Annotated in this window: 9 protein-coding genes and 1 pseudogene; 7 read left to right on the forward strand and 3 right to left on the reverse strand. The window is 34.0% G+C overall.

What is annotated here, in order from left to right; genetic code table 11:
• Window positions 1–115 precede the first annotated feature (115 nt).
• The 4 genes from vanY to J7I96_RS11735 all read left to right on the forward strand — a co-directional run bounded on the left by vanY (window position 116) and on the right by J7I96_RS11735 (window position 4605).
• Window positions 116–979 carry a VanY-A/VanY-F/VanY-M family D-Ala-D-Ala carboxypeptidase gene (vanY, locus tag J7I96_RS11720; RefSeq protein WP_214922838.1) on the forward strand — a complete coding sequence of 288 codons (864 nt, stop codon included), beginning with the start codon at window positions 116–118 and terminating at the stop codon, window positions 977–979.
• A 716-nt stretch (window positions 980–1695) separates the two neighbouring features.
• A complete protein-coding gene (locus J7I96_RS11725) occupies window positions 1696–2574 on the forward strand; it encodes a YitT family protein (protein ID WP_214768400.1) in 879 nt (292 codons plus the stop codon).
• Between the two features lie 1531 nt (window positions 2575–4105).
• Window positions 4106–4342 (forward strand): hypothetical protein, encoded by a 237-nt coding sequence (locus J7I96_RS11730; protein ID WP_214768128.1) that lies wholly within the window; start codon window positions 4106–4108, stop codon window positions 4340–4342.
• Window positions 4343–4437: 95 nt separating this feature from the next.
• A complete protein-coding gene (locus J7I96_RS11735; RefSeq protein ID WP_214768129.1) occupies window positions 4438–4605 on the forward strand; it encodes a hypothetical protein in 168 nt (55 codons plus the stop codon).
• Between the two features lie 356 nt (window positions 4606–4961).
• On the opposite strand, the gene J7I96_RS11740 is transcribed toward J7I96_RS11735, so the two are convergent.
• On the reverse strand, window positions 4962–5501 hold the full coding sequence (locus J7I96_RS11740) for an ECF transporter S component (protein ID WP_214768130.1): 540 nt from the start codon (window positions 5499–5501) through the stop codon (window positions 4962–4964).
• 208 nt (window positions 5502–5709) lie between these two features.
• Between J7I96_RS11740 and J7I96_RS11745 the strand changes: the two genes are divergently transcribed.
• A complete protein-coding gene (locus J7I96_RS11745; protein ID WP_214768131.1) occupies window positions 5710–6558 on the forward strand; it encodes a pyridoxamine kinase in 849 nt (282 codons plus the stop codon).
• Window positions 6559–6998: 440 nt separating this feature from the next.
• On the opposite strand, the pseudogene J7I96_RS11750 reads toward J7I96_RS11745, so the two are convergent.
• Both J7I96_RS11750 and J7I96_RS11755 read right to left on the reverse strand, forming a co-directional pair.
• Window positions 6999–7544, reverse strand: a pseudogene (locus tag J7I96_RS11750) (DUF3898 domain-containing protein); the annotation flags it as partial.
• Window positions 7545–7594: 50 nt separating this feature from the next.
• A complete protein-coding gene (locus tag J7I96_RS11755; protein ID WP_214922836.1) occupies window positions 7595–8725 on the reverse strand; it encodes a site-specific integrase in 1131 nt (376 codons plus the stop codon).
• 1406 nt (window positions 8726–10131) lie between these two features.
• Between J7I96_RS11755 and J7I96_RS11760 the strand changes: the two genes are divergently transcribed.
• Window positions 10132–11286, forward strand: a complete 1155-nt coding sequence (locus J7I96_RS11760; RefSeq protein WP_214922835.1) for a hypothetical protein — start codon at window positions 10132–10134, stop codon at window positions 11284–11286.
• A gap of 12 nt (window positions 11287–11298) precedes the next feature.
• Window positions 11299–12138, forward strand: coding sequence for a restriction endonuclease (locus J7I96_RS11765; protein WP_214922834.1), 840 nt, complete (start codon window positions 11299–11301; stop codon window positions 12136–12138).
• Window positions 12139–12203 lie beyond the last annotated feature (65 nt).

Raw genomic sequence — 12203 nt, forward strand, 5'->3', positions numbered from 1 at the left:
AGATTAATAATAAAATCCAAGTGAAAATTTAAGGAAAATTTAATGTTTACCCCACTTTTTATTTTAAAAGTTTTTCCTATCCTATAAACAAGTTACATCAAGGAGGAGACTAAAAATGAAAAAGTGGGGATTTTTATTGGTTTTTGCATTATTTCTAGTTTTTATTTTTAAGATATTACCGATATCCAAAGATAAAGAAGAGGATCGACTTTATGAACAAAATGATAATACAGCTATTGAAAATTCCCAAAAGATTGAGATTACAGAAGAGCAGATCCATCAAGGGAATCTGCTTTTGGTTAACAGTGAATATGCTGTTGAACAAGCTGGTATACAATCGGTTATCATAAATTTATTTACAAACAAAGAATCAACAATCGGGTACCAACTACTTAATAATGAAATAAAATTATCAGAAGAAATAGCTGAAAAATTTTCGGAGATGATAGCTGCGGCTGAAGAGGATGGGGTTAGTAATTTCTTAATTAGCAGTGGTTATCGAGACTTTAATGAGCAAAGCAGATTGTACAAGGAGATGGGGGCTGACTATGCTTTGCCTGCCGGGCATAGCGAACACAATTTAGGATTAGCACTCGATGTAGGGGCTACTCAAATGAAGATGAAAGAAGCACCTGAAGGAGAGTGGATAGAAGAAAATGCTTGGAAAAACGGCTTTATCTTACGCTATCCCGCGAATAAAACGGATATTACAGGAATTCAATATGAACCATGGCATATTCGCTATGTCGGCTTGCCTCACAGTGCGATTATGCAGGAAATGAATTTAGCTTTGGAAGAATATTTGGATTATTTAAAAGATGAAAAGAGCATTTCTATTAGTGTTGAAGGGAAAAAATATACAATTTCATATTATCCCATTTCTCAAAAAGGGACAATTGAAGTTGAAGTACCAGCGAATGAACAGTATGAAATATCTGGTGATAATATGGATGGAGTGATCGTGACCACATTGAATTAGGTTCAAAAGTGATAAAGTCATAGGTTTAAATGTAAAGTAGGAGACGTATTCTATCTACCTTTCATTAGAAATCAATTCACTTCCATTTTCTTCTGAAGGTATTACATAAATTTTGAACCATATTGTATATATACCGTTAGGTTTTTGAATATCTTAGGTGCGATTATTGGATGTTAGCTGGTGGGAATTTTGGCTCACTCTCATCCCGTATTAATATAAAAGGCGGAATCATTCTAAACCCTGTCAATGCAGGGATATGCATATCTCCTACTAAGTATACATTCAGAAGAATGCCATTATCAATGTTATTTTAGAGACAGGTTCAGTTCTGTATTGTATTCAAACTGTAAAATCAGGTACAGGAGCTATTTCAGGATGTTACGCTTCAGCATATGTGATTCCTATCAATGCTTCGTCAGTATTCATCTGATTGGTTAGTGGATCTATCAGATAACTTTGCTACAGCACCTAACGATTGTGCAGATGATTCTACTTTTAGAGGGAATGGAATTCTCAGAACTTAGAAAAACTGTTGCTTGTGTAACGATGTGAAAACCAATAACAACAATCAAACGCTAACAAGAATAGCGGCGGTTTTATTTTGGCTAAATTAGGAAGATGTAATCAAGTTGGAACTTCTATATTCAAAGTTATTTTTCCTGATTTAATATTAGAGTATAATAGTAATAAATGAATAATAAAAAGGTGTGATTTTTCTGACGGAAGCACAAAAAAAGCAGCATAGAAAGTTACCCCGTTTGATAATTATCCAACGGATCATTCTTATTACAATTGGTGCTTTGCTAATGGCCACTGGATTGGAAATCTTTTTAATTCCCAATCATGTAATTGATGGAGGCATTACAGGTATTTCCATTATGCTTTCTCACATTACCGGTATAAAACTGGGAATCTTTCTATTCCTTTTGAACCTACCATTTGTATTTCTGGGATATAAACAGTTTGGAAAAACTTTTGCTATATCTACTGTATATGGGATTATAATGCTTTCCATTTTTGCGACATATTTTCATCCTATCCCGCCCTTCACCGAAGATATCCTTCTTGCTACAATTTTTGGCGGTATTTTTTTAGGTATAGGTGTGGGAATAGTAATTCGTAACGGTGGTGCTCTTGATGGTACAGAAATACTTTCGATTGTAATAAGTAAAAAAGTGCCTTTTTCTGTTGGCGAAATTGTTATGTTCATCAATCTATTTATACTTGGTTCTGCCGGATTCGTTTACACATGGGATAGAGCTATGTATTCAATCTTAGCTTATGTAATAGCTGCTAAAGCCATTGACATTGTTATTACTGGAATGGAAGAAACAAAGTCAGTGTGGATAATTAGCGATGAAGCAAAAGAGATGGGTGATGCAATCAATAGCCGCTTAGGACGGGGTGTAACATACTTACATGGTGAGGGTGCTTTTACTGGAGAGGACAAAAAGGTTATCTTTTGTGTAATTACCAGACTTGAAGAATCCAAATTAACTACAATTGTTGAAGAAATCGACCCTTCATCTTTCTTAGCAATGGCAAATATTGCGGAAGTACGGGGTGGGCGGTTCAAGAAGAGAGATATTCATTAATGTTAACCACACAGGAAGCTATAGAAACCCGGAGGATAAGGGTAATATCCTGCAATTAGATCATCGTACTTTTAATGAACTTTCTAAGGATAACTGACACTAGAACTTTTAAGAAAAGAATTAATCACGTACATAGTTTGGATTTAATTAAAAACAGAATTAATAAAGTCCCCAATAATGACTGCCTTCAGGATTCGAAAAGGCTTTAAGTATTAGGGGCTGTTGTTGGGATGACTGTTGCTACTTTAATAGTTCAAGACTTGTATAAATTAGGAGCTTATTCCGCTTGCCACAAATGGGGTAAAAAGAAGCCTAAAGTTAAAAAGGCTTGTAAAGCACTAGGATACTGGTAAAATATCCGAAACTAAGGGGGAAACACATTGTTTGACATACCTGACTTTTCGAGAATAAAAATGCTGAAATTATCATTACATTCTTTGCTTTTATGCATTGTATTAAGCTTAGTTTGTTTAATTATCAACGATGTTTTTTCAATTATCGTTGATAAAAGAATTAATTTAAATTTATTTTTTATTCCAATAATCATGGTCTTTTGGATTTTGATAGTAGTTAAAAAACCAACATACCAAAAGTGATTTCTGTATAGGAGTCTGGGCGCAATGCTCAGGCTTTTTTATTTGTCTAATAAGGATGTGTTAACCATGAATCTATTCATACATGAGATGATCCGTATGACAGAAAGAGAGACTAATTGAGTATTGGTGGTTATGGTTAATCATAATTACTATTGGCTGAAATGTACGGATGTACGGATCGATAGTTAAAGTGTATGTAGGACTAAGAAGTTAAGGACATGATGTGTATGCAACTACTTAAGCTATGCAGTAAGTGTGGTGAGGTAATAGAGCATGGTAATGGTGCGGTGCGATGGGTGATGAGTGAAAAAATACATAATTATTATTTTGTAGTATAAATTGTACTTGTTGCCAATTTAAGTTTCAAAGGGAGATGGACAAAAGTGCTAATCGTTTTTTAGTTCTACTTTTATTTGTAAGGGTGTTCATGTTTAGAGTATTAATATTTCCTATGGAGAAGAAACAGATTGGGATTGGGCAGAGTTTGAGAGGTTGAAATTATTAGATACCATTAAATTTTATGGATTAGATGTACTTCAAGAGCAGCTGAATTCGAAAAGGATCAATGTATGAAGATGGAACAAATATGTATGTAAATTAATAGTAAAAATATTAACGGTAATATAACATATGTCGATTCTTATGCATTATTAAGCCCGAATATTAATCTAAGGTAAAATCATCAGCTAAGGCTACTCAATATGGAAAGATGTTATTGTGAAAAAATTAAGAGAAGATACAATGGCCAACTATGATAATAAGTGGACAACTAAGGACAATTCGGGTCAAGTTCAGGTACACTATGCTAAGAGTTATGATTCTAATATTAGCACTAAGGATACATCAACAAAAAACCATAGGGTTGTAATGAACACAACTAAATCAACTAGGAGTACTCAATATTCCTTATCCTTTAAAAACTAGGAGTGAAGAAAATGAAAATAAAAAAAAGCCAAAAGTTCGTACAGTTAGATGTAAGGAATTGGGATAATACAGAGTTAGTAGAAAGTTTATCTGAGATTTGCGGGACTAGTAAAGAGTATGAAAATGATGAAGTAGAGGTTCACCAGGTTGTGGCCTTAGGAAAAATTAAAAACGAGTGGAGATATTTAATCATTCTAAATATCTCACAAGACTTGGATAATTTAGGAGCACCAGTAGAACATTATTAAAATTTAAATAAATATTTTCATAGATAATTTAGTGAAATGTGAATATAAGATATTTTGTTTGGAGATTATCATGTAGGACAGGAGAGTGATATTGATTGGATAAAAAGTCAAAGAAAATTAATCTTAATGATGCCGATATGACCGATCTAGAAGTTATTTCAGCGGTTAATATCGATATTAATGAATATTTTAGAAGGAAGCTTTTCGAGTGTATAGCCAAAGAAGAAAGTAGGCTGTTTTTGTATAAGGAAAAGAATAAATAGTTTAATTGAAAGGACTATTCTAATGTGAAAAAGAGTAAACCAAGAAAAAACTGCGAGGAAATGGCTATTTTGTAAATGAACCTAACTACGAATTAATGGTTAAGGCGTTTACGGAACTATACTTTAGTTTTACTAAAGGTGGATCTGGAGATGTAGAATTCGACAAATTAGGCTGAGAGCTCACGTTAAAAGACTTAAGAATGAAAAAATGAAATAGATAAAGTCTTGTCGTGGTCATCTAGTTTACCCTCTGCATGCAGAGTACCGATAAAAAGGGAAGCAAACAAAACATAGCCCCCAAATACACCATTCATGTAGTATTTGGGGGCTACTTGACGTTTTCCTTTATAGCGAATTTACTTAAAATAAGGAACCTTTTTCAAAGCCACACAAACTGGAACGGCAACGATAATTCCTAATATATTTTGAACGAGATCTCCAGGTATCGAAGCTAAAGGTGCAATCCAATTACCGTATAGAATCCCTTCACCAATATAATAAACAGCTATCATAAATGGAATGGAAACGATTGTTGCTATTACATTGAAAGCAATGCTAGTACCGTTGCGACCCTTTGACCAAACGATTTTACCAACTATATATCCTTGCAAACCACGCGCCACAATGGTGATAGGGGCCCACAATGTCCACCCTCCAACTATATCAAATAACCCCATTCCTATCGCACCAGCAAGAGCTGCTTTTTTAGGACCAAATAAAATAGATGCAATAAAAAGCATAGCTGTTCCTAGATGAACTAACCCTCCATTTGCGGCAATTGGCAGTTTAATATTCAAAAAGAAAGTAGATAGGAACACAAGTGCAATCAACATTGCGGTAATAATTAAATCCATAGTTTTTTGACTTGACCTTGAATAACTTTGTGTATTTTGCATATCTGTAAACCTTCCTAACTAGAATTTTCCTTTGATTTTAGCAAAAGACTGGTGTCTATAAAAGTGTCAATTTATTAAAAAACTATGAGGTCAGTTGAAAAAAATACAGATATTATACGTATTGAAAAGAGAGAGGAGATGACTGTTTTTAGCTGATTTATGATAAGATAAATAAAGTTTAAAGTGGATAGGCCATATGGAGGTTATTATGAAAAAAGTTGCTGTACTACAGGATTTATCATCTTTTGGAAAATGTTCATTAACAGCTGCAATTCCGGTTCTTTCGGTCATGGGCGTGCAGGCATGCCCTTTACCAACGGCCATATTGACTGCGCAAACCGGATATCCAAGTTTTTTTTGTGAAGATTTTACATCCAAAATGAAATACTTCATAGAAGAATGGAGCAAGCTTAATGTAACCTTTGATGGAATCTATACCGGCTTCGTTACTGGTGAAGAGCAAATTAATAATATTTTCCATTTTTTAGATAAATTTTATACAAAAGAAACCATTTTACTTGTTGATCCAGTAATGGGGGATATAGGAGAAGTCTATAAACTTTTTACCGATGAATTACTGGTACTTATGAGAGAACTGGTGAAGCGTGCAGATGTCATTACACCAAATGTTACAGAGTGCTGTTTATTAACCGGATTATCTTATGAAAAGCTGGATAGCTATTCAAACGAAGAGGACTATATTAAAGCGATAGAAGAAGCAGGGAATATGTTGCTGCAAGAAACGGGAGCTCAGGTTATCATCACTGGAATGAATCCACCGTCAGCAGATTCAGAGAAGCAGTTTATCGGAAATATGTATTTGGACGGAAGTAGAACCTTTTATAGTGCGACGCAGTATAACGGTGAAAGCTATTCAGGTACTGGTGATTTATTTGCATCTGTGATTATGGGAAGCATGATGGGTGGAGAGAACCTAGAAAAATCCGTACAGCTCGCAGTGGCATTCCTGACAGAGGCTATCAATGATTCCTCCTTGGAGCAAATTCCTAAAGTAGAAGGAGTTAACTTCGAAAAATATTTACGAATGTTATTATGAATGCTTTAAAAAATGGAAAAAATAGTGTAACAAAAGCTCGGCTTTTTGACTAACCGAGCTTTTTGTATAAATCAAATAGTACTTATTTAAACAATTGGAATCACAAATGCGAAGATATCTCAGTATTCGATGAAGCAGATGACTACATGGATTACACTTCAATATTTAATAAAACCTTGCGGTTTGGTAACATTTAAAAGTAGGCGAAAAGATGAAAGGTTATGACTCCATTCTAAACGAGTGGGGTTTTTATAATTTACAGAGAAAAAATATCCGCTTGCTTAAACTGAGAAAAAAATAAAACTACTAACGTAAGTTAGTAGCTAGATATAAGAGTATTAATAGTATTTTAAGGTCGAATATTGATCACATAACTGCTCACATTTTTGCTCACAAATATGTTGAAAATGCTTGTACATCAATGATTTTAGATGATTATCTCAAACCTTCCTACTAATCTTCTCCACAATCTCCATCAAATCATCCGGCTTATGAAACTCAATCGGCGAAACACCTTTATCGAACTCTATCGTATTGGATTCTATCATTAATACATACTTCCCATTAATCTTTCCTAAATGGATGCTTTCTCCAAAATCGGCTAACAGTCCTTTGACGGATGTACTGCCTAGCTTCATTCGCATTTCGGCTTCAGGTGTATGCTCGACAATCTGGGCTGTGGCTTCGACGACCTGGTGGGTTTCAAGGCGTTCCTGGATTTCCCGCTTTTCACTGGTTTCCCAGATTTCCAGGTCCTGTTCGAATTTTTGCAGTTCGTCACTGTTTTCTTCGAATTGTGCGGATACATGTTCATGGACCATGTGGATGACCTGGTTTTTCATGATTTCCGGCATCGATTCACCATATTCGACGAACTTCAGGAAATCCTCAAAGTAGCGGGCATGTGAAGCTTGGTGGATTTTCAGTTCGCCTTCTTCGACCATTCCTTCTTCGGGCATGTAGGGGTGGAAGGTAGCTGAAGTATTGGTATGACTACATTTAAGGCACTTTGGATGTGTAGCGGTCACACATTTGATCACATTCCGATGATTTTGTCCAATTTATCAGAGACGGACTTCTGCATATCGGGCAAGACATGACTATAAGTATTGAGTGTTGTTTCAATATCTGCATGACCTAGCCGTTCCGAGATAAGCTTCACATTTACATTTTGTTGAATCAAGATAGTAGCATGTGTATGTCTAAGGTCATGGAAGCGTATTTTTGGCAGTCCAATCTTCTCAGTTAAATTATAGAACTCTTTGCGGAAGTTTCTTGGTATCATAGGATTTCCGCCTTTTGTGCAGATGACTAGGTCAAGGTCACGATAGCTTGAGCCAAGTAAAAGCTTTTCCTCCAAGATTTGTTTCCTATGTGTCCTTAATTCGTCTACTAATTTGCTGGGCATGTGAATGGAACGGACGCTAGCTTCATTCTTTGCTCCTGCCTTAATCTCTGCGTTTTGCGTAAGCGTCTGCCTCACAAATATTGTTTGTGACTCAAAGTCAATGTCTTTCCACCTAATTCCAAGAATTTCTCCTTGTCGCATCCCTGTAAAGATTGACATGAGAAATCCTATATAGCAGCGTGTGAGCCGTTTTATCTTCTTGGCTTCGCTAATAAAGAAATTGATCTGATCTAAAGACCAAACATTTATTTCTTTTCGTTTTATCTTTGGAAGAGTAATCCCTATAGAAGGATCGTCTTTGATAAGCTTCAAGATTTTAGCCTTCTTAAGAGACGCACTGACAATTCGAAAGATGAGATGGATAGTGTGTCCTGAATAAGACGTATCGTTAACTAGGTCGTTAACAAATTTTTGAATTTGCATAGGAGCAATTTGTTGTAATTTAAGAAGACCGAGTCTTGGTTTTATGACATTTCTATAAAAGATGGAGTGTGTCTCAAAGGTAGATGCCTGTAGACGGCTTTTTCTTTCTTGAAGCCATTCTTCCATATATTTACCGTAAGTCATGTGCGTCAAATCAAGGAATTCGTTTTCTAATATTTCTGCCTTTAACCTAATCATTTCATCATTTGCATCTTGTTTTGATGCAAATCCTCTTCTGAGAATTTGCTTCCTTTTACCAGTTAAAGGATCTTTGCCAGCATCAAACACTAAATCCCATTTGCTAGTCTGTTTATTTTTTTTTATACTACCTTTCACAGTTGAACAACCTCCTAAAAGTTGCTCTAAACATGCAAAAGGGATTCCTAACTTTATTTTAGCATGATGTTATAAATACTTGCCAGGTATTTAATTAAATGAGAAGGAACATTTAAAAGGGGTCATTGTGCTGCTTTTTTTTTGTATAAGAAAGGGAATGGGGGGCGGTAATTATCACATATTAACTCCCAATTTCTATGGAAGTACAGGGTAGTACGTCGATCCACACATACGTGTTTGGGAAATTACCGATACGAAACGGATATAGTTACCACATATTTTTATTGTAATTCTTATAAATATGAATATGGAGAAGTGTCTAAAGGAAAGGTAATTAATTTTTTATCTGTATTAAGAGAGAAAAATGGGTGGATTTACAGGAAAGTATAAAAAATTAAATTTTATAACATTTGTATAAAGTTCACCACCCTTCTCCTTAAGGCATTCTGAAACGATACTTTTATCTACTTGTTCAAGGTAGTTGCCATCTAGTGTCGTTTCTTTGCTTCTTATTGTAAGTGTCTTTAACTCTTTGGTGGAGTGCATGCAAACCTTAAGGACTTTATGAACGAAAAACATTGCAGTGAAGTGTTGATAAAGGATTGTTTATTTTTAATGGGCAGTGGAGACTGGTATATCTTTCACAGATACCTAAGACTCTGCCTTGAACTGGTTAGCGAAGACGTGAAAATCCTAGTTCATGAGAATTTAGAATTATTTTAAATGTCAAAAGAGAATAAGTTCAAGCCAATTGAAGTAATCCGTCGGTGTCGGTCGGGAGTTCGAATCTCTCCTGGGACACTAACAAAGCTGCTGTAAAGCCAGCTACGACAACCTTCTATAACGTTTAGTGAAACGGTCAGTATAACGGTCATGTAAGAAATTACACCGTATATCGACTACATTACTAATGATATAGGAGGTTTTTTCGTATGACCAAAAGATAAGGATTATTAGATGTTGAAGTAGACGTAAGAGGACTATTAGAGGGAATACCAGTTTCCAGTTCTACCGCTTCAAAAGCTATGACTGAACAAACTACTATTCTAAGTGACTCCATCTTGATTTCAAATGCACTTGACGTAATTACAAGTCAGATTAAGGTGAGCGGTAACAGAAGTCGGACAATAAGTGACTATGTACTTCATGTAGAGCATTTTCAAAGTGTAACAAATGTGCAATATGTTTTATATATCGAAATAATTTTGTTTAGATTTCTGAATCAAATGTATCCAGAGTAAAAGGCTTTTGAACCCAATGAAAAGCTTGTAATGCAATACATTTGTTTAATGTCTGAATATTTTGTATATTGCATTGACTTTTAATTAATTACTCTTATATAATTAATATACCCATTCAAGTATTGAATGGAACTGGAAAAAATACTTTTGGATAAGGAGAAATCTATGAAATTAATTAATTGTGAAATTAAAATTAATGATATATTGTTAGACCCGTATAATCCTCGGTTTGGTGAAGACTCATCCTATGATACACAAAAGGGGGTAATGAATAGGATTTTCAAATCAAAGGCTGCAAAAGAACTCTTAGCTAGTATGAAACAGAATATTAAATGGGTTAATCGTATAGTTGTCAGAGAAATTAATACATTAACTGATGAGATAAAGTTTAACTTTAATGATGAAGATGCTAAATACATAGTTGTGGAAGGTAATAACAGGTTAGCATGTTTAAAAAGTGGGGAAATAACAAGTCATTCAACAGATACAAAAATACCTGTTCTTTTAGCTAATAAAGAAGAAAGGGAAAGTTCTGAAGAATTTGAAACCGAATTAAAAGTTACACAAGGTATTGCCAATGTAATGGTTGTAAAGCAGTGGAGTGATATTTCTAAAGCAAAACATTTATATGAATTATGCACTAGTAAGCTAAAATATGAAAATAAAAACTTAGTTTCAATCATTCGAGAAACATCCTTTGAACTTGGAATGTCCAGTAGTGATGTAAGAAAATCTATATTAAGATATGCTTTTTACCGAGAGATAAACAACATTAGTGATACAATTCCAGATAAGTATTGGGGATATCTTGAGGGATTAGACAAAAATAAGGAGTTAAGAGCTTTTTTCGGGTTAGTTGAAGAGAAATTAGAGTTTGAATGGACACTTGATGAAGAAACTTTGGTAGAATTGTATCCTGATTCTGATTTAAAGAGGGAATTATTAATTGATATACCTGCTATCATTAAAAGCGCGGAGGATGATGGTTTTAATACTAAACAATTTAGGGATACTCTTGTTCATATTGTAGATGAAAATAAAAAAAATCCAGAAGATGTAAAAGATAGATTAATTAGTTTAACGAAAAATGATAGAACAGTTAATTGGACTATAGTTCATGAAAATATGAAAGAAGACTCAGGTATTTCTCAAGAAGAACTATGGAAAAGTAAATTGATTTCTATTCAAAGAGATCTAACTGGAACACCTTTAACTGCTGAATGGAGTGTTAAACTGGAGGGTGAGCTTATTAAAATAAAAGAAATTATTACAGAGAGTCTAGAAATGCTTGAAGTAAAGAAAAAAAAGTTAGTTAAATAGGGTTGATTGAGTATGGATAGGCTGAAATTAGGGATAAAAAGAAAAATAAGTAAATACATAATGAACAATTTTAATGACAATAAAAAAGAGCTTTCACAATATCTGTTTGAGAATTGCCATTCAGTAGTTGAGAATTTGAAATTAAGTATTGAACCAGATGATATTATATTCACTATAGCTGATAGTAACAATTTGGATTTTCAAGAATTTGTAAAAGTGCTTAAAGAAGAAATAAAAAAAGCAGGTGGAAGAAGTAAATTTAATTTAATAACAAACCACTTCACTTGTTACCTAGAAAAGTCAACTTTAGGTATTAGCATTGATAATGGTTTAAAACAAATGTTAGAAGATAAGCTAAATGAAATAAAGCAATTCCAAAATAGTCATATTATATATGAGAAATTTTGTGCATTATTTTTACAAGATTATAAGTGTAGTAACGTAAACATTACAACAAGTTCGAATGATTTGGGTATTGATATTACTGGAGAATACATTTTTGAAAGTGTAGCTAATAATCTTTTATTGGATTTATTGATGCCCCAAAAGATTTCTCTTTTATCACAAGTAAAGTTTTACGATTCGTTAGTAGATACAAGTTATATTAGGAAATTAATTGGTGATTCCCTTTTTATAAGGTTCGACCAAGAAAAGTATGTTCATATTAGGCACAACCCAGTTTATTTAATTTTCTTTAGCCATTCAGGCTTTACTGAAGAAGCAAAGAGGTTTGCGCATGATAATAAAATTCGTCTTATAGACTCTACATTTATGATAGATTTAATATGTAGCGATACTAACAGTATGACACTTAAATCAGTTAATTTTCTTCTGTATATTACAGAAGTATAAATGTATCAAGAGCAGTCACATAAAAAGCTGCTCTTTTTCTTTTGTTGTAGAGTAACAAGGTAGCT

It is taken from the genome of Bacillus sp. ISL-78 (assembly GCF_018613455.1).
Lineage (GTDB): Bacteria > Bacillota > Bacilli > Bacillales > DSM-1321 > Peribacillus > Peribacillus frigoritolerans.